Below are 22,234 nucleotides of genomic sequence, written 5' to 3' on the forward strand. Positions count from 1 at the left end.
TCACAGACCGACCCGCGGGAACAGCATGATGTAGAGCTGGCTGATCGCGACGTTGACGACCATGAGAATCAAAATGGATTCGACCACGGCGGCATTGACGGAGTTCGCCACGCCGGTGGGCCCACCCTGCGTAGACAGCCCCTTCTGGCAGGACACCACGGCGACGATGGCGCCGAAGATGACGGCCTTCACCAGCGCGACGATCATGTCGCCGGTCGTGGTGAACGATGCGAACGTCGCGACGAAGCTGCCGGGAGCGCCGTTCTGGAAATACACGTTGAACAGGTAGCTGGCGAGGAAGCCGACAAAGCACACCATCCCGGTGAGCGCCACGCCGATCATGATCGCTGCGGCGAACCTCGGAACCACCAGGCGGCGAATCACCGACACCCCCATGACTTCCATGGCGTCGGTCTCCTCGCGCATCTTGCGTGACCCGAGGTCTGCGGTGATGGCGGAGCCGACTGCGGCTGCCATCAGGATCGCCGCGGTCAAGGATGCGGCCTGGCGGATCACCGCCAGACCGCTGGCGGCGCCGGCCAGCGACGTGGCGCCGACCTGGCCGGCCAGGAGTGGGAACTGGATCGACAGGGTCACGCCGATGGGCAACGCGACCAGGACCGTCGGCACCACCGCTGTTCCCGCCATGAACGCGGCCTGGCGGATGAACTCCCACCATTGGAAGCGCCCCGTGACCAGATCGATGGCCATGTACTGCAACGTGCGCGCGCCGAGCACGAACTGCTCCCCGACCGTCGCCAGCGATGCCACGGGGTGACGTTCGACGTAGCCACCGGCCCATGCGCCGATGGCCTCAACCCCGTCACCGCGTGTAGTCATGATGAACTGCCATTCACTTAATGCCCCTGACCCCGTGTCGGCAGCATCCACCATCCCACCTGGCCGCCGCAGCATATTCGCCATAACTCCACCAGAATGGCGGCGGATGCCGCCTCGGCTATCTCATCCTGAACCCACATGTTGAACCACGCGTGAGACGAGTATGCGCATTAACTTATGCCGAGAGTGACGGATTTCGGAAAAGTCGCCCCTAGTGCCAAGCGCCGACTCGACCCACGCATCGCGCAGCGTGGCCGTCTCACACTCCAGAAGCGCGGTGATATCTGGACCCGATCGGAAAAGCCGGCATAGACCACCGGCCGCGTGACGTTGAGCCGCTCGGCGATTGAGCCGATGGTCACCTGGCTCACGCCCTGTTCGACGGTGATGGCCAAGGCGGCATCGAGCACCTGCGGGCCGCGTTGCTCCGGACCGAGATGCGCTGCGCGGCTGCGCCGTTTGTGCCGACTGACTACCGCCATCGGGCGAACCTACCACGAATCATTCAGAAGTGAAGCTTTTTCCTGTTCGAGTGTAGGAATTTGCTTCATTGTTGTAGATTTTTGGAGGCCGGCGGCCTGGCGACCTCACGGCAGATGTCCTAATCTGTGGGATATAGGGCCTATGGCTGATGACAGTTTCGGCGCTGAGCGTCACCGCCAGGCATTTCCCGGGGACCCGCTGACTGAGATTGGAACACGTTCTAGTCTGAGGGCCATGAGTGATGACCTGCTGCGCCACCCCATCCACTCCGGCCACCTCACCGTCGGCGCTCTCAAGCGCAACAAGGACAAGCCGGTGCTGTTCCTCGGCGACACCACGCTGACCGGTGGCCAGCTCGCAGAGCGCATCAGCCAGTACATTCAGGCGTTCGAGGCGCTCGGTGCGGGTACCGGCAGCGCCACCGGTCTGCTGTCGCTGAACCGGCCCGAGGTGCTGATGATCATCGGCGCCGGACAGACCCAGGGATACCGACGTACGGCACTACACCCTCTCGGTTCTCTGGACGATCACGCGTACGTGCTGACCGACGCTGGCGTCTCGGCGCTGATCATCGATCCGACCCCGCAGTTCGTCGACCGGGCGCTCGGCCTGTTGGAGAAGGTGCCCAACCTCAAGCAGATCCTGACGATCGGGCCGGTCCCCGAGGCGCTCGCGGGCGTGGCCGTCGACCTGACCGCAGAGGCCGCAAAGTACTCGCCTGTGCCGTTGGTGGCCGCGGACCTGCCGCCCGACCACATCGGCGGGATGGCCTACACCGGCGGCACCACCGGTAAGCCGAAGGGGGTGATCGGCACCGTTCAGTCGATCACCACGATGACGACGATCCAGCTCGCCGAGTGGGAGTGGCCGGAGCGTCCGAAGTTCCTGATGTGCACGCCGCTTTCACACGCGGGCGCGGCGTTCTTCGTGCCGACGATCATCAAGGGCGGCGAGTTGGTCGTGCTGACGAAGTTCGACCCGGCCGAGGTGCTGCGGGTGATCGAGGAGCAGAAGATCACCGCGACGATGCTGGTGCCCTCGATGATCTACGCGCTGATGGACCATCCCGACTCGCACACCCGCGACCTGTCCTCCCTCGAGACGGTCTACTACGGCGCATCGGCGATGAACCCGGTCCGGCTTCGCGAGGCGATCCGGCGGTTCGGCCCGATCTTCGCGCAGTACTACGGCCAGTCCGAGGCCCCGATGGTGATCACCTATCTCGCCAAGGGCGACCACGACGAGAAGCGGTTGACGTCGTGCGGCCGGCCGACGGTGTTCGCGCGGGTGGCGCTGCTCGACTCCGACGGAAATCCGGTGCCGCAGGGCGAAGTCGGCGAGATCTGCGTGTCCGGCCCGCTGGTGTCCGGCGGCTACTGGAATTTAGCGGACGAGACGTCGAAAACTTTTCATGACGGCTGGATGCACACCGGCGACCTGGCCCGCGAGGACTCCGACGGCTTCTACTACATCGTCGACCGCACCAAGGACATGATCGTCACCGGCGGCTTCAACGTGTTTCCGCGGGAGGTGGAAGACGTTGTGGCCGAACATCCGTCGGTCGCGCAGGTCTGTGTGATCGGCACCCCCGACGAGAAGTGGGGCGAGGCGGTGACGGCCGTGGTCGTGCTGCGACCGGACGCCGACCGTTCCGAAGATGCGGTCGTCCGCATGACCACCGAGATCCAGACCGCGGTCAAGGAGCGGAAGGGCTCGGTGCAGTCGCCGAAGCAGGTGATCGTCGTCGACTCGGTGCCGGTGACCGCGCTCGGCAAGCCCGACAAGAAGGCCGTTCGCGCGCAGTTCTGGGAGGGCAGCGAGCGCGCCGTCGGCTGAGGTCCGGCTCGCGAGCGACCGCGTTTGCACACGCATCAGCGGCGTGTCGACGGGCAAACACGGTCGCTCGCGGAGTGGTTGCTACAGAGTCAGTCCAGGAGCGCATCGATCTCGGCGGCGAACCGAGCAAGCCGTTCTTGTTCGCTGGGGATGCCTCGTTGCTCGTCGGCGGCCCGTTGCCAGCCCAGCCGCCACATCCGCGCGACGGCCCGGTCACCCAGGCCCGCATACGGGTTGGCGAACGTGTGCGGAAACGCCTTGCGGCCCTCCCGGTACGCGGTAACCAAGCGATGTGTCATCGCTGTTCACTGTCCTGCGCCGGGTGGCGTTTCGGTCGCCATTTCGGCGGCGTGTCGGGGGAATTTTGAGGCGCCCCGGCACAATGGGCACGTGACGAGCGACCTGCGCGAGACCGTCGACGCGGTGTGGCGGATGGAGGCCGCCAAGATCGTCGCGACGTTGACCCGCACGGTCGGTGACGTCGGGTTCGCCGAGGACCTCGCCGCCGACGCGCTCGTCGACGCCCTCGAACAGTGGCCTAGGACCGGTGTGCCCCGCAGTCCCGGCGCCTGGCTGACCACCGTCGCCAAACGCAAGGCGATCGACCACTGGCGCCGCCGGGAGAATCTCGACGGCAAGTACGCGGCGATGGCACGCGAGCTGGAAACCCATGTCGACGAATCCTGGGATCCCGACCGCATCGACGACGACGTGCTGCGGCTGATCTTCATCTCGACGCACCCCGTGCTGTCGCGCGAGGGCCAGATCGCGTTGACGCTACGGGTCGTCGGCGGTCTCACCACCGAGGAGATCGCCAGCGCGTTCCTCGCGTCGACCCCGACCATCGCCGCGCGCATCACCCGCGCGAAGAAGACGCTGGCGGCCGCCGATGTGCCGTTCGAGGTGCCGGATCGCTCGGAGTATCCGCATCGACTTTCGGCGGTGCTCAGCGTCATCTACCTGATCTACAACGAGGGCTACTCGGCGTCGTTCGGCCAGCGCTGGATCCGCGACGAACTCTGCAGCGAGGCATTGCGTCTCGGGCGCGTGCTAGCGGCGCTGGTGCCCGACGAACCCGAGGTGCACGGCCTGGTTTCGCTGATGGAGTTCCAGTCCTCGCGGTTCGCCGCCCGCACCGACGGCGACGGCAGACCGATCCTGTTGGAGGACCAGAACCGCGCCAAGTGGGACCGCGCGCAGATCCAGCGCGGCGTCGCAGCCCTGGAGCGCGCCGCAAATGCCGTGCAGCGCAAGGGCACCGGCTGGGGCCCGTATGCGCTGCAAGCCGCGATCGCCGAGTGCCACGCCACTGCCCCGACCGCCGCCGACACCGACTGGCGCCGCATCGTCGTGCTGTACGACGGGCTGGTCCAGGTGTCGCCTTCGCCGGTGGTCCAACTCAACCGGGCGGTGGCGGTGGCGATGGCCGACGGTCCCGAGGCCGCGCTGACGATCGTCGACGGCTTGACCGGCCTGGACGGGTCATACCTGTTGCCGAGCGTGCGCGGGGAACTGCTGGCCCGCCTGGGCCGCGCGGCCGAGGCCGCCGCCGAGTTCGACCGCGCCGCCGCCCTGACCGACAACGAACGCCAACGAGAAGTACTGCGGGACAAGGGCGCCCGCATGCGCGGTTAGCATGGCGTGGTGACCCAGATACGCGCGGTGCTGTTCGACTATTCCGGCACGCTGTTCCGGCTCGAGGAGGACGAGAGCTGGTTCCACGGAATGCAGGTCGACGACCGTGAGGTCGACGGGCACGTGCAGGCCGAACTGATGCGCAGGCTCACCGCGCCGACCGGCCAGCACGTCGAGATGGGCCCTGACGAGTACCACGCCTGGCTCAACCGCGACCTCGCGCCGCACCTGCATCGCGAGGCCTACCTGCATGTGCTGCGGGAGTCAGGGCTGGCTGACCATCACGCCGAATCGCTGTACGGCATCCTGATCGACCCGCTGAACTGGACACCGTACCCGGACACCGCCGCGGTGCTCGAGGGTCTGCACCGGCGCGGTATCAAGACCGCGGTCGTGTCGAACATCGCGTTCGACGTGCGGCCGGCGTTCGCATCGATCGGCGCGGCCGAGTTCGTCGACGAGTTCGTGCTGTCCTATGAGGTCGGGGCCGTCAAGCCGGACGCGGCGATCTTCGAGGCGGCGCTGACCCGGCTCGGTGTGGCCGCGGCGGACGCGGTCATGGTCGGTGACAGCGACGAGGCCGACGGCGGTGCCCGCGCGGTCGGCTGCGAGTTCAGCCTCGTCGACCCGCTGCCCACCACCGAACGGCCCGATGGCCTGCGGGTCGCGCTGTCCGGGTACGGCGTCGCCGTGTGACTGCCGGTGTTCCGCATCGACCCGATCACGTAGCGTCGCTGCTATGTCCGACAGCACTCGTATCCGGCCACCGTGGTGGCTGAAGTACGTCAACATGGTCATGATCGGCATGCAGCGGCTCGGCGTCGGCTTCGGCGGCAATGGGCCCATCGTGCTCGAGGTGCGCGGACGCAAGAGCGGCAAGCTGCGCTCGACACCGGTGACCCCGATGACCGTTGACAACAAGCGGTACATCGTCGGCGGGCTGCCCGGCTCGGACTGGGCCGCCAACCTGCGCGCCGCCGGCGAGGCCACGCTGCGGCAGGGCCGCCACGCCGAGCGGGTGCGCGTCGTCGAAGTGCCGGCCGAGGCGGCCCGCCCGCTGCTGCGCGTGTTCCCGATCGAGGTGCCCACCGGCGTCGGCTTCATGAAGAACGTCGGCCTGGTGACCGGACCCAATCCCGACGAGTTCGAGGCATTGGCCGGCCGCTGCCCCGTATTTCAGCTGGATCCGGTAAACGCATGAGTGACAACACCTTTGACCCGTCTCTTTGGCAACCCGTCGACGGCTTCGGGTTGACCGACATCACGTACCACCGTCACGTCGTCGACGGCGTGAAGCAGCCCACGGTGCGCGTCGCGTTCGACCGGCCGGAAGTCCGCAACGCGTTTCGTCCGCACACCGTCGACGAGCTGTACCGCGTGCTCGACCACGCGCGGATGTCGTCGGACGTCGGAGTCATCCTGCTGACCGGTAACGGGCCGTCGCCGAAGGACGGCGGCTGGGCGTTCTGCTCCGGCGGCGACCAACGCATCCGCGGCCGCAGCGGCTACCAGTACGCGTCGGGCGACACCGCCGAGACGGTCGACCCGGCGCGCGCCGGACGGCTGCACATCCTCGAAGTGCAGCGGCTGATCCGCTTCATGCCCAAGCCGGTGATCTGCCTGGTCAACGGCTGGGCCGCCGGCGGCGGGCACAGCCTGCACGTGACCTGCGACCTGACCTTGGCCAGCCGCGAGCACGCCAGGTTCAAGCAGACCGACGCCGACGTCGGCAGCTTCGACGGCGGGTACGGCAGCGCGTATCTGGCCAAGCAGGTCGGCCAGAAGTTCGCGCGTGAGGTCTTCTTCCTCGGCCGGCCGTATACCGCCGAGCAGATGCACGCGATGGGCGCGGTCAACGAGGTCGTCGACCACGCCGAGCTGGAAAACGTCGGGCTGGAATGGGCCGCGGCGATCAATGGCAAGTCACCGCAAGCGATTCGGATGCTGAAGTACGCGTTCAACCTCACCGACGACGGACTGGTGGGCCAGCAGTTGTTCGCCGGGGAGGCCACGCGGTTGGCGTACATGACCGACGAGGCGGTCGAGGGCCGCGACGCGTTCCTGGAGAAGCGCGACCCCGACTGGACCGCCTTCCCGCGCTACTTCTAGTGGCGATTTCGGTGTACGTGGTCGCGCGAGGCGCGACCAACGACACCGAAATCACACTCTCTAGACTCGCGAGTCGTGAGCAAGAGCCCGTTGCGAAGGTTGGCCGACCAACTGCTGCTGACCACCATGCGCCCGCCGATCGTCCCCGAACTGCTGCAGTACCAGCCCGGCCGCGAGGTCGTCGACCTGCGGGGCAAGCGCATCCTGCTCACCGGCGCGTCCTCGGGGATCGGCGAGGCGGCCGCGGAGAAGTTCGCCCGCCGCGGCGCCACCGTGGTGGTGGCCGCACGTCGTCAGGAGTTGCTCGACGCGCTGGTCGACCGGATCACCGACGACGGCGGCGACGCCTGGGCGCACGCCTGTGACCTCTCGGATCTCGACGCGGTCGATGGCCTCGTCGCCAGGGTCACCGAGGAACTGGGCGGCGTGGACATCCTGATCAACAACGCGGGCCGCTCGATTCGCCGGCCGCTGGCCGACTCGCTGGAGCGTTGGCACGACGTCGAGCGCACCATGGCGCTGAACTACTACTCTCCGCTGCGGCTGATCCGCGGGCTCGCTCCCGGGATGCGCGAGCGGAAAAACGGCCACATCATCAACGTGTCGACGTGGGGCGTGCTCAGCGAGTCGTCCCCGTTGTTCGCGGTGTACAACGCGTCCAAGGCGGCGCTGACCGCGGTGAGCCGCGTCATCGAGACCGAGTGGAGCCGCGACGGCGTGCATTCGACGACGCTGTTCTACCCGCTGGTGCGCACGCCGATGATCGCCCCCACCCGCGCCTACGACGGCGTCGCCGGATTGACCGCATCCGAGGCCGCCGACTGGATGATCACCGCCGCGCGCACCCGGCCCGTGCGCATCGCGCCGCGGATGGCCGTCACCGCTCAGGCCGTGAACAGCCTCGCGCCAGCCGTCGTCGACAGGGTGATGAAACGCCAACGGGTCCAACCGAACTCCTGACATGCCACACCCCGATATCGCGACCGCCGCGGACATCGCGCGGGTCTACGGCGCCGAACGACCCGAAACGGTCGCGTTGGTCGCCGGTGACCGGACCCTGACCTTTGCCGACCTCGACGCGCGGTCCAGCCGCGCCGCGCAGGCGTTTCGCGCGGCGGGCGTCGGGTTCGGCGACCGGGTCGCGTTCATCGAAAAGAACGGCATCGAGTTCTTCGAAGTCGTCTGTGCCCTGTCCAAACTCGGCGCGATCGTCGTACCCGTCAACTGGCGCCTTGCGCCCGCCGAGATGGCCCACATCATCGACGACGCGGACGCGCGCGTCGTGGTCGTGGGCGACGAGTTCTTCGGCCACGTCGAGGCGATCGAAGACCGGCTGGCGGCGTCCGTAGTCGCCATCGGCGAACACCCGCGCTGGCCGGCGTTCGACGCGTGGCTCGCCGACCACCCCGCTGACGATCCCTGCGTCACAACGCAACCCGACGACGTCGCGTTCCTGATGTACACCTCGGGAACGACCGGCGCCCCGAAGGGCGTCATGCTGACCAACGACAACTACTTCTGCAAGGCCACCGGTATCGCCGAGAAGTGGCGCTTCGACGCCGACAGTGTGAGCCTCGCCGTGATGCCGATGTTCCACATGGCCGGCTCCGGCTGGGCTCTGGTCGGGCTGTGCGAGGGGGCGCGCACCGTTGTGCTGCGTGACGTCGACCCACCCGCGATCCTCGAAGCCGTTGCGCAACATGGGATCACCAACATGCTACTGGTACCCGTCGTGATCCAGCGCCTGCTCGAAACCGCGGGTGTCGAGACGACGGACTTCGCCAGCCTGCGCGCGATCGTCTACGGGGCGTCGCCGATCACCGATGACGTCCTGGTCAAGGCGCTCGAGCGGTTCGATTGTGACCTGTTGCAGGTGTACGGGCAGACCGAAACCACCGGCTCCATCACCCAACTCGACCGCCACGACCCGGAGTTGTTGCGGTCGTGCGGCAAGCCGTTCGAATGGGTCGAGGTGCGCATCGTCGATGACGCCGGACGTGATGTGCCCACCGGCACCGTCGGCGAGCTGTGGACCCGCTCGCGGCAGAACATGCGCGGCTACTGGAATAACCCGGACGCAACGGCCGCCACGCTCACCGACGACGGCTGGCTCAAGACCGGTGACGCCGGCTACCTCGACGAAGAGGGCTATGTGTTCCTGCACGATCGCGTCAAGGACATGATCGTGTCGGGCGGCGAGAACGTGTACCCCGCCGAGGTCGAGAACGTGTTGATGACCCATCCTGCGGTCGGTGACGTCGCGGTGATCGGCGTTCCCGACATGACGTGGGGTGAGGCGGTCAAGGCGATCGTCGTCCCTGTCTCGGTCGGCTGCCCCAGCGAGTCGGAGCTGATCGCCTATGCACGCGACCGGCTCGCCGGGTTCAAGCTGCCCAAGTCGGTGTCGTTCGCCGAAGACCTGCCCCGCACTCCGAGCGGCAAGGTGCTCAAGCGGGCGCTGCGCGAACCGTACTGGGAAGGTGTCGGGCGGCGGATCGGCTGACCCGGCGTGATAGACACGACGGCATGGAGATTCTGGCCAGCCGGATGCTGATTCGGCCGGCGGACTATCAGCGGTCGCTGGCGTTCTACCGCGACGAGCTGGGCTTGGCGATCGCCCGCGACTACGGCGCGGGCACCGTGTTCTACGCCGGGCAGTCGCTGATCGAACTCGCAGGCCACGGCGGACCGCACGCGGGCGGCACGATGTGGCTGCAGGTGCGCGATGTCTACGCCACCGAAAAGGAGCTTTCGGGTCGGGGCGTGCCGATCACGCGGGCGGCCCGTCAGGAGCCGTGGGGACTGCACGAGATGCATGTCAACGATCCCGACGGCGTGCTGCTGATTTTCGTGCAGGTGCCCGAGACCCACCCGCTGCGCCGCGACACCCGGCAGTAGGTTTCAGCGCGAGGCGGTGGCCAACGGCCAGCCGACCGACGCCAATCGAGACGCAACCTGGTGCATCTCTTCAGGATTCGGCTCCTGAGCAATGACCTGGTGGATCGCGTCGCGGATCTCGTCTTCGGTCACGGTGTCGGCGGTGGTGCCCTTGAGCACGGTCTGCGCGGCGCTGACGACCTCGTCTTCGGTGAGTGACCGCTTCAGCAGCGCGAGGAGGGGAAAGTAATCCTTCGGCGGCACACCGTCCGGATAGCCGCGACGCAGCCACGAGAGCACGTTGTCCAACACGTTGAGGTTCTCTGTCATGATGTCGCCGTTCATTTTTCGGGCATGAAGGGAAACAGGTCGATGCCGGTGTGGTGGATGATGGTGGACCGGGTGATCCACAGCACCGCGGTGACGATCACCCAGCCGACGAACACGAACAGCGCCACACCGACGTATCTCCGGACCGGGTTGGGTGCGCTCACGGTGCCGTCGGCGGACTCGTCACCCGCTCCGTTGGAGAAGGCCACCAGTCCGGTCGCGAACAGCGCGGGCAGCCCCGCTCCCAGCACGAGCCCGACCACCAGCACCTTGAGGATGCTTTCCAGATAAGTCATCGACGTTCCTTTGCTACACCATCGCCGCGGTCTTGCTCGGCGTCTCGCGCAGTTGCGGGGGCACGACGGAGTTGGTGGCGTCGTCCCAGTCGGCGTTGACGTTGTTGTGGTCCACCTTCTGCTGCTTGGCCCGCCGCCACATGTAGAACGAGAGCCCCACGAGCGTGAGGAAGATGAGGCTGTCGCCGGCGAGGTCGGACCCGGTGAGTGTCTTCACCCCGTGGGAAAGCCAGAACGAAAGCGCCCCAACGAATCCCGCGGCGGGCAGCGTGATCAACCAGGCGACCGCCATCCGGCCGGCCACCGCCCAGCGGACGTCGGCGCCCGGCTTGCCGACACCGCTGCCGAGGATTGATCCGGTGGCGACGTGGGTGGTCGACAGCGCCATGCCGGCGGCGCTGGAGCTGAGAATGATTGCGGCCGAAGATGCTTCGGCGGCGAAGCCCTGCGGGGAGTCGATCTCCACGAGCCCCTTGCCCAGGGTGCGGATGACGCGCCAACCGCCGAGATAGGTGCCCAGACCGATCGCGACCGCACAGCTGAAGATGACCCAGAACGGCAGGCCGTTCTCCTTGACGTCGCCGCTGAGGTTTCCGGTGGTGATGAGTGCGAGCGCGATGACGCCCATGGTCTTCTGCGCGTCGTTGGTGCCGTGCGACAGTGCGACCAGTGAAGCGGTCGCGATCTGACCCCAGCGGAAGCCCTCGCGACGGCGACTCACCGCCACCTTGCGGGTGATCCGGTACACCAGCCAGGTGCCGCATGCGGCCACCAGACAGGCGATGAGCGGCGCGGCGACCGCGGGGATGAGCACCTTCTGGGTGATGCCGCTCCAGTTGACGCCCGCGGTGCCCAGCGCGGCGAGGCCCGCGCCGATCAGCCCGCCGAACAGCGCGTGCGACGAGCTTGAGGGTATGCCGAACAACCAGGTCAGCAGGTTCCACAGGATCCCACCGATCAGCCCGGCGAAGATGATCGTCAAACCCGTCGACGCATCGATTGACGGCAGCAGAGCGCCGCTGTTGCCGTCCTGCACGTTGAGCACCGATGTGGTGACCGTGACCGCGACCTCTACCGAGAGAAACGCGCCGACGAGGTTGAGGACACCGGCCAACAAAACAGCCGTCTTGGGCTTGAGGGCGCCGGTGGCAATTGACGTCGCCATCGCATTGCCGGTGTCGTGGAAGCCGTTGGTGAAGTCGAATGCCAACGCGGTCGTGATCAACAGCACGAGGATGATCAGCTCGGTGCTCACGGCGCTAATTCTGCGGCCACAGCGGCCATTCGCCTAATTCATGGCCACTTTCGAGGGGCGTGTCGAGCAGGTAGTTCGCCGCTGCGGGCAATCTGTTCATCGATTGTTCACCCGACGGCGGTCGGGTGTTTGCCCACGGCGTCGGACTCGACTTGTTCGAACTCGCATTAGCATCATCCAATCGGGAGCGGGTAGACCCGATGCGACACGCGGGAGGGCACAGTGACGAAGTTTCTGGCCAGAATCGTCGCGTGGATCACCGCGGGTTATCCCGAGGGGGTGCCCGGACCGGATCGGGTGCCGCTGTTCTCGCTGCTTCGGCGGCGGCTCACCGATGACGAGGTGAGGACCGTCGCGGTGGAATTGAAGCGGACGGGCGAGTTCGACGACGCCGACATCGGGGTGCTGATCACGTCGATCATCGATACGCTGCCCACGCCGGAGGATGTCGAGCGGGTCCGGCAGCGCCTGGCGGTGCGGGGCTGGCCGCTCGACGACCCACGCGATCCGGAGGACGACCCATAACCGTCCTGACCCCGATCGCGGTCGGTTCGGGTGCCGCGGCCCTGTCACTCCTGCCCACGGTTCAGGAGATGCTCGCCGGACGCGCCAGCATCCTGCCGGTGCCCGCTGATGACGAACGCGAAACATCGCTGCTGTCAACGTCGTTGCGTGCCGGTGCCGCGATCGACGACGACGTCGCCGTCGTGGTATCCACGTCCGGCACGACCGGAACTCCCAAGGGGGCGATGCTGACCGCCGCGGCGTTGACGGCCAGCGCGGAGGCCACGCACCACCGGCTCGGCGGGCCGGGACAGTGGCTGCTCGCGCTGTCGGCGCATCACGTCGCGGGGTTACAGGTGTTGGTGCGTAGCGTGGTCGCCGGGACCACGCCGGTGGCGATCAGGCCGAGCTTCGTTGCGGATGAGCTGATTTCGGCTGTAGCCGCGTTGGGACCTGGGCGCCGCTATGCCTCACTGGTGGCCGTGCAACTCGACAAGGCGCTGCGGGACTCGGAGTCTGCGGCCGCATTGTCGAGCCTGGACGCGGTCCTGCTCGGCGGCGGTCCGATGCCCGCCCCCCTCGCCAGACAAGCTGCCGCAGCAGGGATTCCGGTGGTTCGGACGTACGGCATGAGCGAGACCGCCGGCGGGTGCGTGTACGACGGTGTGCCGCTGGATGGGGTACGGATCCGGATCGTCGACGGCCGGATCGTGCTGGGCGGGGCGACGCTGGCGAAGGGCTACCGCAATCCGGTGACTCCGGACCCGTTCGCCGAAGCGGGCTGGTTCCGCACTGATGACGTCGGCGCCGTTGATGCTTCGGGACGGCTGACGGTGCTGGGCCGGGCCGACGACGCGATCAGCAGCGGCGGGCTGACCGTCATCCCGCAGGTCGTCGAGGCCGCGGTGGTCGGGCATCCGGCGGTCGCCGAGTGCGCGGTGTTCGGGGTGCCCGACGAACGGTTGGGCCAGCGGGTGGCCGTCGCCGTGGTGCTCGTAGCCGGCTGCGACGCGCCCACGCCTGCCGAACTCCGCGGGCAGGTCGCCGCGGCACTGGATGTCACTGCGGCGCCCCGCGAGGTCCACATCGTCGACGAGTTGCCGCGGCGCGGCATCGGCAAGATCGACCGGCGAGCCCTTGCGGCCCGGTACTCCGATCTGGGCTAAGCGGTCAGGGGGCGGGCTTGAGCGGATCGTGGCCGATCGTCATCAGCCGGTGCCGCCAGTTCTCCTGTCCTGCGGTCGGCTCGAGATCGTCACGACGTTCGGCGTGGATACGGTCGACCACCTTGCGCATCACGCGTTCGTCCTCGTCGGTCAGGTCGCCGCGCCGCTTCTGCAGCACCTCCAAGACCGCGCGGCCCGTCTGCGTGCCGGCCTGATCCGGCATCTCCTCGGATTCCTCGCCGGCCGACCGCGTGCGCAACCAGTCCATCAGCTCACGGGAGGTCATGTTGACCACCCGGTGGAACTCCTCCCAGAGTGCGGGGTCTACGTCGACATGATGGGCCATCACTTTCACCTCCGCCGATCGGCTACCCGGCGACCGGGGGAGCTAACCCGATCCGAGGGTGATCCGCCCGGATTCGTCCACGTCATCGACGACACCACGATCGCGATTCCCGAGCGGCCGGGCAACAAGCGTGTCGACGGCTATCTCAATGTCCTGCAGAACCCGCATGTGGGCACGCTGTTCCTGATCCCGGGCCGCGGCGACACGCTTCGAGTCAACGGTACGGCCAGAATCGTCTCGGACGCAGACTATTTCGACGCGCTGGCGGTGAAAGGAAAACGGCCGCTCCTGGCGCTGGAGGTCGCGGTAGAAGAAGTATTCTTCCACTGCGCCAAAGCCTTTCTGCGTTCGGACGCATGGGACCCTTCGACCTGGAATCCGTCGGCGCTGCCGAGCGTCGCGCAGCTGCTCAAGGCGATTCGGTACGACTGGAGCCAGGCCCAGCTCGACGAGTACCACAGCGAGGAGAACACCCGCAGCCGGCTGTACTGACCCCCCGGCGATTTGGGGGTTGAGTGGTCGCGGTGAGCGCAACCAGCTACACCGAAATCACCAGTCATTAGGGTGGCGGCATGCGGACAGGTCGCAAGGAGGCGGTGGCGGTCGCTGTCGGCGTGGTGTTGGTCGTCGCCGCGTTCGTCATACCGCACCTGCATCTGGGCATCGTCACGCCGCTGATCAACGCGACGCCGAAGCGCTTCCACGACTACGCCGACACCGCGCCGATCTTCGGGTGGTGGAACGCACACGTCGGATGGGGCACGATTGCGGCGATTCTGATCGGCGCAGCGGCGGTGCTGTGGGGGCCGTCGCTCGCGCAGCGACTGCCGTGGCGCGCGGTCCTGTGGGTCACCTGGCTGACGGCGTGTGCGTGGGCGTTCTCGCTGGCGATGGTCGACGGTTGGCAGCGCGGCTTCGCCGGGCGGCTCACCGACCGTCACGAATACCTGCGACAGGTGACGACCGTCACCGACATCCCCTATGCCCTGCGTACGTTCGCCGACAGAATCCTTGACTATCAACCGGATTCATGGATCACCCACGTGTCGGGGCATCCGCCGGGGGCGCTGCTGACATTCGTCTGGCTGGACCGCATCGGTCTGGGCGGGGGCGCGTGGGCGGGGCTGCTGTGTCTGCTGATCGGCTCGAGCGCGGCCGCCGCGATCCTGGTGGCGGTGCGCGCGCTGGCCGATGAGCGGACCGCCCGGCTGGCCGCGCCGTTCGTCGCGGTGGCACCGACGGCGATCTGGATCGCGGTGTCGGCTGACGGTTACTTCGCGGGCGTGGCGGCGTGGGGTATCGCGCTGCTGGCGGTGGCCGTCGCGCGCACGACGCGTTGGCCGGCACTGGCGTCCGCTGGCGCCGGTCTGCTGTTGGGCTGGGGCATCTTCCTGAACTACGGGTTGGGGCTGATGGTGCTGCCGGCGCTGGCGGTGTTGATGTGCGCGCCGGACTGGCGGGCCTCGCTTCGCGCGGCGGCACCGGCGATCGTCGTTGTCCTCGCGATCGTTGGGCTTTTCGCGATCCAGGGCTTCTGGTGGTTCGACGGCTATCAGCTGGTGCAGGAACGGTATTGGCAGGGCATCGCCAACGACCGCCCGTTCCAGTACTGGGGGTGGGCGAATCTGGCATCCGTGGTGTGCGCGATCGGCCTGGGCAGCGTGGCCGGGATCGGAAGGTCGTTCGACATCGCCGCAATCCGACGCCGACCCGGCCTGCACATGATCCTCGTGGGCGCGCTGCTGGCGATTGTGTTCGCCGACCTGTCGATGCTGAGCAAGGCCGAGACGGAACGCATCTGGCTGCCGTTCACCATCTGGCTGACCGCTGCGGGCGCGTTGCTGCCGCCCCGGTCACACCGGTGGTGGCTGGCCGTCAACGTGGTGGGCGCCCTGCTGCTCAACCACTTCATTCTGACGAATTGGTAACGGACGCGAGTCAAGCAGACACCTGCGGCCGCGCGACTGGACTCTGGTGACATGGACCCGATCGACCGCCCGCGGCGACAGCGGCTGATCCGCTGGCGCAGCCCGCTGCGCGGGTTGTGGCTGACGTCGGTGTTCGGCGCGGTGCTGTTGGTCGGGTTGCCGGTGGTGATCCTCACCGGCCTGCTGTCCTACATCGCTTACGGGCCGCAGTTCGGTCAGGCCATTCCGGCCGATGTCGGTTGGCTGAAGTTGCCGACCTTCGACTGGCCCACCGATCCGTCGTGGCTGTATCGGCTCAACCAGGGTCTGCATGTCGGGCTCGGACTCGTGCTGGTGCCGGTGGTGCTCGCGAAGCTGTGGTCGGTGATACCCAGGCTCTTCGCCTGGCCGCCGGCGCGCTCGATCGCCCAACTGGCCGAACGTGTTTCGCTGCTGATGCTGGTCGGCGGCGTGCTGTTCGAAATCGTCACCGGCGTGCTGAACATCCAGTACGACTATATTTTCGGGTTCAGCTTCTACACCGCGCACTACTTCGGTGCGTGGGTGTTCATCGCCGGGTTTCTGGTGCACATCGCGATCAAGATTCCGCGAATGTGGGCGGGGTTGCGGTCCCGGTCGATGCACACTGTGCTGCGTACCTTGCGCGAGGACACCGTCGCGGATCCGTATACGCCCGACGGGTTGGCCCCCGCCGACCCGGAACCCGCGACGTTGAGCCGTCGCGGCGCGCTGGCGCTGGTCAGCGGCGGCGCAGCGGTGGTCGCCGTACTCACCGCCGGGCAGGCCATCGGCGGGTGGACCAGGCCCGCCGCCCTGCTGCTGCCTCGCGGACGGACCCGCGGTGACGGACCGAATGACTTTCAGGTCAACAGGACCGCCGCCGCGGCGCGGATCACCCCCGACCTGACCGGCGAGCGTTGGCGGCTCGCCCTGACCGGCGGGCCGGTGCCCGTCGTGCTGGATCGCACGATGCTGACCGAAATGCCCCAGCGCACCGCCCGCCTGCCGATCGCCTGCGTCGAGGGCTGGTCGACCACCGAGACCTGGACCGGCGTACCGCTGCGCGACCTCGCACGACTGGCCGGCGTGCCGGAGCCCGCGTCGGCGTTCGTGCGGTCGGTGGAACGACGCGGTGCGTTCAATCGCGCGACGCTGCAACGCAATCAGGTCATGCACCCCGACGCCCTGCTGGCACTGAAGGTCAACGGCGCCGACCTGTCACCCGACCACGGGTTTCCGGCCCGGATCATCGTTCCCGCGCTGCCGGGTGTGCACAACACAAAGTGGGTGGCCCGCATCGAGTTCAGGCCGGTGGATTGACATGCGCGCCGGGCGTTTCCGTGATGTGTACGGATCACATCCGTTGCACCTGCTGACATTGCTCGCCGGCTTCGCGTTGTTCGGTTGTGTGCTCGCCACGATCACGCCCGCGGCGCTGTGGAACTCCCGCACGTGGTGGCAGTCGATCGTGGTGTGGTTCGCCGCTGCGATCGTCGTCCACGACCTCGTGCTGTTTCCGCTGTACGCGTTGGCCGACCGGATCCTGGGGCGGAGCACTCGAATCCCTCGGCTGCCGGTGCCGCTGCTGAACTACTTGCGGATCCCTGCGCTCGGTTCCGGGCTCACACTGCTGCTGTTCCTGCCCGGGATCGTCGAACAGGGCGAGGCGACCGTGCTGGCCGCCAGCGGGCAGACTCAGGACCCGTTTCTGGGCAGATGGTTGCTGTTGACCGCCGCGATGTTCGGGGTGAGCGCGGCCGTCTACGCCATCCGGTTGGCGACGAGCAGACGCTAGGACAGCGTCAGGCTCGCAACCACCCGGTTTCCGATCGGATGGACCCTGGTCAGCACCAGCCCCGCGTGCTCGGCGATCTCGGCGGCGCAGTCGATGCCCACCGAGGCCCATTGGAACCAGGGGCCGACCGTGCACGACGACTCCAACCGGACCCAGCCGGTGCGGATACCGTTGGTCAGCGCCTCGAACTCGGCGATGCAGCGACCGCCACGGCGCAGCAACTCGGCCGCCCTGCGCAGCACCCGCAGCGGGTCACCGCCGAGCCCCACGTTGCCGTCGGCCAGCAGTACGGTCTGCCACCGACCGGTCGCAGGCAGTTGCCCGAACACGTCCCGGCGCAACACGGGAGCGCCGTTTCGGCGGGCCAGGCCGACAGCGGTCGCGGACTGGTCGACACCCAGTGCGGGGACACCGCGTCGGATCAGCTCGATCACCAACCGGCCGGGACCGCAGCCGAGGTCGATCGTGGGACCTTCGCAGAGGTCGACGACGGCCCTGTCGAACCGGCCGTCGGCGTGCGCACCACCGATCCAGTTGTGCACGGGGAGCTTTCGCACCTCACCGTCATCCTGGCGGATCCAACAGCACTCACCGTCGAGGGCGCGGTCGTAGAGTTGTCCCAGCATCAGGCCCGCACCGCTTCGGTTGCACGCGCGAACCGGCTGTGCGGCAAGCACTCCCGGCGGACGACGCCGACGTCGTCGAGAGTGTCGAAATCCGCGAGCATGTCGACCATGGCGACGTCGACCCCGTCGCTACGCAACGCCGCGAGCGTCATCGCGCCGGTGTCGGGCCGCGACATCGGCACCGTCCTCAGGCAGTCCGCCATGGACGGCCGCGAGACGCCCAGCACCCACCAGCCGCCGTCCTCGGCGAGTCCGAGCACCGCGTCGGTGCCGATCAGGTTCCGGCCGCAGCCGGCAAGCAGTTCGGCGCTCACCTGCGGGGTGTCCATCCCGATCTGCAGGACCGGGATACCGGTGGACGCGTCGGCGTGCGCGTTCGCCAATCGCTCGGCGAAGTCGGCGCCGCGCTGGGCCAGCACCGTGAAATCCGCGAGGCTGCGGCGTATTTCGTCGCCGCGACTCGCGCAGTTCAGGTCACCGGTCATCGCGACGACCCTGCGCTCGACGGGTGCGCTGGCCACGGCTTCGAGTGTGTCGAGCAGCGCGGCCGCGGCGATGTCCGCGGCGGCGGTGGCACCGATCGACGCCGCGAGGCGCGTCTTCGCCAACCCCGGCACGGGTGCCTTGGCCACTACCAGCGCGGTCACCGGTAGGACCGTCATGAGATCACCCGCCAGAAGTCGAGAGCCGCCACCGCACTGCCGCGCAGCGAACCGCTCACCTTGGACCTCCCGCCGGTTCGCGGGCCATAGGCGACGTCGCGCTCCACCACGTGCCAGCCCGCAGCGGCCGCCCGGACTAGCAGTTCGAGCGGATACCCAGATCGGCGATCGCTCACACCAAGGCCGAGCAACGCATCGCGGCGGGTGACGCGCATCGGCGCGATGTCGTGCACCAGCAAACCGTGGCGCCGGCGCAGCCGCCAGCACACCGCCGCGGTGCCCAGCCGGGCATGCCAGGGCCACTTCACGTCGGGCACCGGCCGACGCCGGCCGATCGCCATGTCCGCGCCGCGGTCGAGCTCGTCGACCAGCGCCGGCAGGTCACCCGGGTCCAGTGAGCCGTCGGCGTCCAAAACCGCAACGATCGGCGTCGTCGCCGCCACCACCCCGGCATGCACCGCAGCGCCGTAACCGGGGCGTTTCTCGGCGACCACCTCGGCGCCGTGCCGCAGCGCCACCTGCGCGGTTGCGTCGGTGCTGTTGTTGTCTACCACCAGCGGCCGGTATCCGGCCGGCATCGCCGCGAGCACGCCGGGCAGTGATTCCGCCTCGTCGAGGCACGGCAGCACCACGGTCACCGGACAGTCGGGCATGGTGTCGAGGCTAACCACCGCCCCGTGGCCCCAACCAGCCGATTGGTGACGAATCCGTGACATCGGCGCAGGTCGTGGCCGCATCGGTCTAGTCTCGGGAAGTGTGACGCGCGTTTTGATCGCCGACGACGACACCGTCGTGCGCGACGTCGTGCGGCGCTATCTCGAACGCGACGGACTCGACGTGGCGATCGCCCACGACGGGACGGAGGCGCTGCGGCTACTCGGTTCCCAGCGCATCGACGTCGCCGTGCTCGACGTGATGATGCCCGGCCCGGACGGGCTGACACTGTGCCGCAACCTCCGCCAGCGCGGCGGCTATACGGTCCCGGTGATTCTGTTGACCGCGCTCGGCGAGGAGGACGATCGGATCGCGGGCCTGGAGGCCGGCGCCGATGATTACCTCACCAAGCCGTTCAGCCCGCGCGAACTGGCGTTGCGAGTGCGCTCGGTGCTGCGACGCGCGCCCTCGCCGACTGCCAGGCTGCCGTTGAACGTCAGCGTCGGCGGTCTGACGGTGTCGACGGCGGCGCGCACGGTGACCGTCGAGGGTGCGCCCGTGTCGCTGACCAACCGGGAGTTCGACCTGCTGCTGTTCTTCCTCACCCACACCGACGTGGTGTTCAGCCGCGAAGAGCTGCTGAAGCGGGTGTGGCACTGGGATTTCGGCGATCTGTCGACGGTGACGGTGCACGTCAAACGGTTGCGCTCGAAGCTGGGTGAACACCACCGGGTGCAGACGGTCTGGGGCCGCGGCTATCTGTGGAGCAGCGAAGCGCGCTCACCGGAAGGGCAGAGCGCGTAGTGCCGACCGACCTGTGGGAGATCATCGGGTTGGCGTTGGCGTGCTCGGTGCCCGTGGTGCTCGCCGGTGCGCTCGTCATCCGCCTGGCCCGGTCCTGGTCGCTGGCGGTGAGCATGGTGGCGCTGGTGCTCATTCCGGTGTTGGCGACGTTCACCGGCGTCCTCGGCGCCAGCGGGTTCATGATCACCGAAACCTTCGAGCAGACCGCGATTGTCTTGGTGATCGTCTCGGTGGTGACGATTCCCGCCGCGGTGATGCTGGCGCGCTACCAGGCCCGCCGCACCGTGTGGGAGCAGGAGATCCGCGAGTCCGAACGGGCCGCCGAACAGTCGCGTCGCAGGCTGGTCGCGTTCGTCAGCCATGACCTACGCACCCCGCTGGCCGGCATACGCGCGGTATCCGAGGCGATCGCCGACGGTGTGGTACCCGACGCCGAAGTGCGGGTGCACGCGAAAACCATTGAGCACGAGTCGATCCGACTGTCCGAGATGGTCGACGACCTGTTCGAGATGTCGAAGATCAACGCGGGTGCGATCCAGCCGGTGTTCGACAAGGTCGCGCTCGACGAGGTCGTCGACGACGTCCTGACCGCCCACCGGATCGCCGCCGAGCGCGCAGGCGTGGCGTTGACGGTCGACCTGCCTGCGACGCCGGTGCGGGTGCTGGGCAGCGACCGGGCACTGGTGCGGGTGTTGTCCAACCTGGTGGCCAACGCGATCGCCCACACCCCGGCGGGCGGCCGGGTGCTGCTGGCACTGGGATCCGACGAGAACGGCGCGTGGGCGCGCGTCGACGACACCGGCGTCGGCATCGACGAGGCCGATCTGCCGCGGGTGTTCGACGTCGCGTACCGCGGCTCGAACGACCGGGTGCCACGGGCGGATTCGTCACTGCCCAGCGGTTCGGGGTTGGGCCTGGCAATCGCCGCGGGCCTGGTGCAGGCGCATCGCGGGACGTTGTCGGCACGCAACCTGGGCAGCGGCGCGCGGTTCGAAGTGCGGTTGCCGCTGGCGGCGGACTAGTTGTACCGGGACAGGACGTTGGTAGCAGGCGTGTCGGCTTGATGTGAGGAGAACCTCCGGATGAGGTGTGGCTTGTCTAGGTCCACCACCGTCCGGAGGTTCTCGTGTCCCACCGTAATGCCCGTACGACGTTTCACGGCCGACTGCTGATAGTGCAGCGGTATCAGGCCGGCTGGGCTAAAGCCCATATCGCCAAGGCGATGGGGGTGTCGCGCAAGTGCGTACACACCTGGATCACTCGCTACGAAACCGACGGCGAGGCGGGCCTGTGCGACCGGCCCTCGCGCCCGCATACCACGCCCACCCGGGTTACCCACGGCCTCGAAAATCAGATCGTGGCTTGGCGGCGTCGGCACCGCTGCGGTCCCGACGAGATCAGCGCGAAGCTGGGTGTGTGCGCCCGCACGGTGTCGCGTGTGCTGCGCCGACGCGACGTGCCCTATTTGCGTGACTGTGACCCGATGACCGGTCACGTTATCCGCGCCTCCAAGGCCACCGCCGTACGTTATGAACGATCCCGGCCCGGTGAACTGGTCCATATGGACGTCAAGAAGCTGGGCCGCATACCCGACGGAGGCGGTTGGCGCACACGGGCGCGGTAACACTGGCTTAGATGTCAACCGGCGTAACGGGTTTGACTACATCCACTCACTTGTTGATGACTACAGCCGGCTGGCCTACAGCGAAATCCTTCCCGACGAGAAAGGCTCCAGCTGCGCTGGGTTTCTGCGCCGCGCCGCAGCCTACTTCTGCGCCCACGGCATCCCTGCCATCGAACAGATCATGACCGACAACGCCTGGGCCTACCGATACTCGCTACGCGAAGTCAGCGCTGAGCTGGGCGCTCGCCAGATCTTCATCAAGCCGCATTGCCCCTGGCAGAACGGAAAGGTGGAACGCCTCAACCGCACGCTGCAGACCGAATGGGCCTACAAGCGCGTCTTCACCTCCAACAGCCAACGCGCCGCAGCCCTTGCCCCCTGGCTCAAGTACTACAACACTCAACGGCGTCACAGCGCACTCGGTGGACTGCCGCCCATCAGCCGACTGCAACCAACCTCATGAC

General features: G+C 67.7%; 26 protein-coding genes and 1 pseudogene. 17 read left to right on the forward strand and 10 right to left on the reverse strand.

All coding sequences use genetic code 11. From position 1 onward, the window contains the following. Entirely contained in the window at positions 1 to 840 is an 840-nt protein-coding gene (locus G6N18_RS13040) for an MlaE family ABC transporter permease (protein WP_109749480.1), read from the reverse strand. A 170-nt stretch (positions 841 to 1,010) separates the two neighbouring features. After that, the gene (locus G6N18_RS24915; protein ID WP_083002910.1) at positions 1,011 to 1,322 is read right to left on the reverse strand and encodes a TetR/AcrR family transcriptional regulator; all 312 of its coding nucleotides are present in this window, start codon (positions 1,320 to 1,322) and stop codon (positions 1,011 to 1,013) included. Between the two features lie 235 nt (positions 1,323 to 1,557). Between G6N18_RS24915 and fadD8 the strand changes: the two genes are divergently transcribed. Further along, on the forward strand, positions 1,558 to 3,159 hold the full coding sequence (gene fadD8 / locus G6N18_RS13050; protein ID WP_083002907.1) for a fatty-acid--CoA ligase FadD8: 1,602 nt from the start codon (positions 1,558 to 1,560) through the stop codon (positions 3,157 to 3,159). 89 nt (positions 3,160 to 3,248) lie between these two features. On the opposite strand, the gene G6N18_RS13055 is transcribed toward fadD8, so the two are convergent. Beyond that, positions 3,249 to 3,458, reverse strand: a complete 210-nt coding sequence (locus G6N18_RS13055; RefSeq protein ID WP_083002904.1) for a ribosome modulation factor — start codon at positions 3,456 to 3,458, stop codon at positions 3,249 to 3,251. 133 nt (positions 3,459 to 3,591) lie between these two features. On the opposite strand from G6N18_RS13055, the gene G6N18_RS13060 reads away from it, so the two are divergent. From G6N18_RS13060 to G6N18_RS13090, 7 genes are all read left to right on the forward strand, one after another. Then, positions 3,592 to 4,794, forward strand: a complete 1,203-nt coding sequence (locus G6N18_RS13060; protein ID WP_179962434.1) for an RNA polymerase sigma factor — start codon at positions 3,592 to 3,594, stop codon at positions 4,792 to 4,794. A gap of 6 nt (positions 4,795 to 4,800) precedes the next feature. Next, entirely contained in the window at positions 4,801 to 5,490 is a 690-nt protein-coding gene (locus G6N18_RS13065; protein WP_083002898.1) for an HAD family hydrolase, read from the forward strand. 43 nt (positions 5,491 to 5,533) lie between these two features. Continuing rightward, the gene (locus G6N18_RS13070) at positions 5,534 to 5,995 is read left to right on the forward strand and encodes a nitroreductase family deazaflavin-dependent oxidoreductase (protein ID WP_083002894.1); all 462 of its coding nucleotides are present in this window, start codon (positions 5,534 to 5,536) and stop codon (positions 5,993 to 5,995) included. Further along, a complete protein-coding gene (locus G6N18_RS13075) occupies positions 5,992 to 6,903 on the forward strand; it encodes a 1,4-dihydroxy-2-naphthoyl-CoA synthase (RefSeq protein ID WP_083002891.1) in 912 nt (303 codons plus the stop codon). Before G6N18_RS13070 ends, G6N18_RS13075 begins: the two co-directional genes overlap by 4 nt. Before the next feature lie 75 nt (positions 6,904 to 6,978). Then, entirely contained in the window at positions 6,979 to 7,863 is an 885-nt protein-coding gene (locus G6N18_RS13080; protein ID WP_083002887.1) for an SDR family oxidoreductase, read from the forward strand. Between the two features lies 1 nt (position 7,864). Then, a complete protein-coding gene (locus tag G6N18_RS13085; RefSeq protein ID WP_083002884.1) occupies positions 7,865 to 9,406 on the forward strand; it encodes a long-chain-fatty-acid--CoA ligase in 1,542 nt (513 codons plus the stop codon). Positions 9,407 to 9,429: 23 nt separating this feature from the next. Then, positions 9,430 to 9,801 carry a VOC family protein gene (locus tag G6N18_RS13090; RefSeq protein ID WP_067224115.1) on the forward strand — a complete coding sequence of 124 codons (372 nt, stop codon included), beginning with the start codon at positions 9,430 to 9,432 and terminating at the stop codon, positions 9,799 to 9,801. A gap of 3 nt (positions 9,802 to 9,804) precedes the next feature. On the opposite strand, the gene G6N18_RS13095 is transcribed toward G6N18_RS13090, so the two are convergent. From G6N18_RS13095 to G6N18_RS13105, 3 genes are read right to left on the reverse strand one after another with little or no spacing between them, the layout of a single operon-like run. Beyond that, positions 9,805 to 10,110, reverse strand: coding sequence for a DUF3349 domain-containing protein (locus tag G6N18_RS13095; protein ID WP_067224295.1), 306 nt, complete (start codon positions 10,108 to 10,110; stop codon positions 9,805 to 9,807). 11 nt (positions 10,111 to 10,121) lie between these two features. Then, positions 10,122 to 10,406, reverse strand: a complete 285-nt coding sequence (locus tag G6N18_RS13100; RefSeq protein WP_083002881.1) for a hypothetical protein — start codon at positions 10,404 to 10,406, stop codon at positions 10,122 to 10,124. 13 nt (positions 10,407 to 10,419) lie between these two features. Beyond that, complete coding sequence (locus tag G6N18_RS13105) at positions 10,420 to 11,661, reverse strand: inorganic phosphate transporter (RefSeq protein WP_083002877.1); 1,242 nt, start codon at positions 11,659 to 11,661, stop codon at positions 10,420 to 10,422. Positions 11,662 to 11,883: 222 nt separating this feature from the next. On the opposite strand from G6N18_RS13105, the gene G6N18_RS13110 reads away from it, so the two are divergent. Both G6N18_RS13110 and menE read left to right on the forward strand, forming a co-directional pair. Then, on the forward strand, positions 11,884 to 12,186 hold the full coding sequence (locus G6N18_RS13110; protein WP_067224109.1) for a DUF3349 domain-containing protein: 303 nt from the start codon (positions 11,884 to 11,886) through the stop codon (positions 12,184 to 12,186). Between the two features lie 68 nt (positions 12,187 to 12,254). Next, positions 12,255 to 13,331 carry an o-succinylbenzoate--CoA ligase gene (gene menE, locus G6N18_RS13115; protein WP_234806181.1) on the forward strand — a complete coding sequence of 359 codons (1,077 nt, stop codon included), beginning with the start codon at positions 12,255 to 12,257 and terminating at the stop codon, positions 13,329 to 13,331. Positions 13,332 to 13,335: 4 nt separating this feature from the next. Here the strand turns inward: menE and G6N18_RS13120 are convergent, their stop codons facing one another. Beyond that, on the reverse strand, positions 13,336 to 13,677 hold the full coding sequence (locus G6N18_RS13120; protein ID WP_083002872.1) for a DUF3140 domain-containing protein: 342 nt from the start codon (positions 13,675 to 13,677) through the stop codon (positions 13,336 to 13,338). Here G6N18_RS13120 and G6N18_RS13125 point away from each other — a divergent pair. The 4 genes from G6N18_RS13125 (at position 13,666) to G6N18_RS13140 (ending at position 17,400) form a co-directional block, all read left to right on the forward strand. Beyond that, positions 13,666 to 14,169, forward strand: a complete 504-nt coding sequence (locus G6N18_RS13125) for an MSMEG_1061 family FMN-dependent PPOX-type flavoprotein (protein WP_083002869.1) — start codon at positions 13,666 to 13,668, stop codon at positions 14,167 to 14,169. The two genes, G6N18_RS13120 and G6N18_RS13125, sit on opposite strands and share 12 nt — an antisense overlap. A gap of 80 nt (positions 14,170 to 14,249) precedes the next feature. Beyond that, complete coding sequence (locus tag G6N18_RS13130; RefSeq protein ID WP_083002866.1) at positions 14,250 to 15,605, forward strand: hypothetical protein; 1,356 nt, start codon at positions 14,250 to 14,252, stop codon at positions 15,603 to 15,605. Positions 15,606 to 15,656: 51 nt separating this feature from the next. Beyond that, a complete protein-coding gene (locus G6N18_RS13135) occupies positions 15,657 to 16,925 on the forward strand; it encodes a molybdopterin-dependent oxidoreductase (protein WP_083002863.1) in 1,269 nt (422 codons plus the stop codon). A 1-nt stretch (position 16,926) separates the two neighbouring features. Continuing rightward, on the forward strand, positions 16,927 to 17,400 hold the full coding sequence (locus G6N18_RS13140; RefSeq protein WP_083002860.1) for a hypothetical protein: 474 nt from the start codon (positions 16,927 to 16,929) through the stop codon (positions 17,398 to 17,400). On the opposite strand, the gene G6N18_RS13145 is transcribed toward G6N18_RS13140, so the two are convergent. From G6N18_RS13145 to G6N18_RS13155, 3 genes are read right to left on the reverse strand one after another with little or no spacing between them, the layout of a single operon-like run. After that, positions 17,397 to 18,026: a methyltransferase domain-containing protein gene (locus G6N18_RS13145; RefSeq protein ID WP_083003204.1), complete on the reverse strand. Its 630-nt coding sequence runs from the start codon at positions 18,024 to 18,026 to the stop codon at positions 17,397 to 17,399. The genes G6N18_RS13140 and G6N18_RS13145 overlap by 4 nt on opposite strands. After that, positions 18,026 to 18,688, reverse strand: coding sequence for a TIGR04282 family arsenosugar biosynthesis glycosyltransferase (locus tag G6N18_RS13150; protein ID WP_083002856.1), 663 nt, complete (start codon positions 18,686 to 18,688; stop codon positions 18,026 to 18,028). Before G6N18_RS13150 ends, G6N18_RS13145 begins: the two co-directional genes overlap by 1 nt. After that, positions 18,685 to 19,341, reverse strand: coding sequence for a glycosyltransferase family 2 protein (locus tag G6N18_RS13155; RefSeq protein WP_109749479.1), 657 nt, complete (start codon positions 19,339 to 19,341; stop codon positions 18,685 to 18,687). The genes G6N18_RS13150 and G6N18_RS13155 overlap by 4 nt, the downstream gene beginning before the upstream one ends. Before the next feature lie 103 nt (positions 19,342 to 19,444). Here G6N18_RS13155 and G6N18_RS13160 point away from each other — a divergent pair, with 103 nt between their 5' ends. From G6N18_RS13160 to G6N18_RS13170, 3 genes and pseudogenes are all read left to right on the forward strand, one after another. Further along, the gene (locus G6N18_RS13160; protein WP_067224096.1) at positions 19,445 to 20,146 is read left to right on the forward strand and encodes a response regulator transcription factor; all 702 of its coding nucleotides are present in this window, start codon (positions 19,445 to 19,447) and stop codon (positions 20,144 to 20,146) included. Continuing rightward, a complete protein-coding gene (locus G6N18_RS13165) occupies positions 20,146 to 21,168 on the forward strand; it encodes a sensor histidine kinase (RefSeq protein ID WP_067224094.1) in 1,023 nt (340 codons plus the stop codon). Before G6N18_RS13160 ends, G6N18_RS13165 begins: the two co-directional genes overlap by 1 nt. A 104-nt stretch (positions 21,169 to 21,272) precedes the next feature. Continuing rightward, positions 21,273 to 22,233, forward strand: a pseudogene (locus tag G6N18_RS13170) (IS481 family transposase). Position 22,234: the final 1 nt, after the last annotated feature.

Source organism: Mycolicibacterium celeriflavum, from assembly GCF_010731795.1.
Taxonomy (GTDB): domain Bacteria; phylum Actinomycetota; class Actinomycetes; order Mycobacteriales; family Mycobacteriaceae; genus Mycobacterium; species Mycobacterium celeriflavum.

Excerpts from the sequence above, each read along its gene's own strand:
- G6N18_RS13060 (WP_179962434.1), top strand. The coding sequence starts at position 3,592 with ATGGAGGCCGCCAAGATCGTCGCGACGTTGACCCGCACGGTCGGTGAC.
- fadD8 (WP_083002907.1), top strand. The coding sequence starts at position 1,558 with ATGAGTGATGACCTGCTGCGCCACCCCATCCACTCCGGCCACCTCACC.
- G6N18_RS13130 (WP_083002866.1), top strand. The coding sequence starts at position 14,250 with ATGCGGACAGGTCGCAAGGAGGCGGTGGCGGTCGCTGTCGGCGTGGTG.
- G6N18_RS24915 (WP_083002910.1), bottom strand. The coding sequence starts at position 1,322 with ATGGCGGTAGTCAGTCGGCACAAACGGCGCAGCCGCGCAGCGCATCTC.
- G6N18_RS13085 (WP_083002884.1), top strand. The coding sequence starts at position 7,865 with ATGCCACACCCCGATATCGCGACCGCCGCGGACATCGCGCGGGTCTAC.
- G6N18_RS13140 (WP_083002860.1), top strand. The coding sequence starts at position 16,927 with ATGCGCGCCGGGCGTTTCCGTGATGTGTACGGATCACATCCGTTGCAC.
- G6N18_RS13090 (WP_067224115.1), top strand. The coding sequence starts at position 9,430 with ATGGAGATTCTGGCCAGCCGGATGCTGATTCGGCCGGCGGACTATCAG.
- G6N18_RS13075 (WP_083002891.1), top strand. The coding sequence starts at position 5,992 with ATGAGTGACAACACCTTTGACCCGTCTCTTTGGCAACCCGTCGACGGC.
- G6N18_RS13070 (WP_083002894.1), top strand. The coding sequence starts at position 5,534 with ATGTCCGACAGCACTCGTATCCGGCCACCGTGGTGGCTGAAGTACGTC.
- G6N18_RS13100 (WP_083002881.1), bottom strand. The coding sequence starts at position 10,406 with ATGACTTATCTGGAAAGCATCCTCAAGGTGCTGGTGGTCGGGCTCGTG.
- G6N18_RS13150 (WP_083002856.1), bottom strand. The coding sequence starts at position 18,688 with ATGACGGTCCTACCGGTGACCGCGCTGGTAGTGGCCAAGGCACCCGTG.
- G6N18_RS13095 (WP_067224295.1), bottom strand. The coding sequence starts at position 10,110 with ATGACAGAGAACCTCAACGTGTTGGACAACGTGCTCTCGTGGCTGCGT.
- G6N18_RS13145 (WP_083003204.1), bottom strand. The coding sequence starts at position 18,026 with ATGCTGGGACAACTCTACGACCGCGCCCTCGACGGTGAGTGCTGTTGG.
- G6N18_RS13120 (WP_083002872.1), bottom strand. The coding sequence starts at position 13,677 with ATGGCCCATCATGTCGACGTAGACCCCGCACTCTGGGAGGAGTTCCAC.
- G6N18_RS13040 (WP_109749480.1), bottom strand. The coding sequence starts at position 840 with ATGACTACACGCGGTGACGGGGTTGAGGCCATCGGCGCATGGGCCGGT.
- G6N18_RS13125 (WP_083002869.1), top strand. The coding sequence starts at position 13,666 with ATGATGGGCCATCACTTTCACCTCCGCCGATCGGCTACCCGGCGACCG.
- G6N18_RS13135 (WP_083002863.1), top strand. The coding sequence starts at position 15,657 with ATGGACCCGATCGACCGCCCGCGGCGACAGCGGCTGATCCGCTGGCGC.
- G6N18_RS13155 (WP_109749479.1), bottom strand. The coding sequence starts at position 19,341 with ATGCCCGACTGTCCGGTGACCGTGGTGCTGCCGTGCCTCGACGAGGCG.
- G6N18_RS13055 (WP_083002904.1), bottom strand. The coding sequence starts at position 3,458 with ATGACACATCGCTTGGTTACCGCGTACCGGGAGGGCCGCAAGGCGTTT.
- menE (WP_234806181.1), top strand. The coding sequence starts at position 12,255 with ATGCTCGCCGGACGCGCCAGCATCCTGCCGGTGCCCGCTGATGACGAA.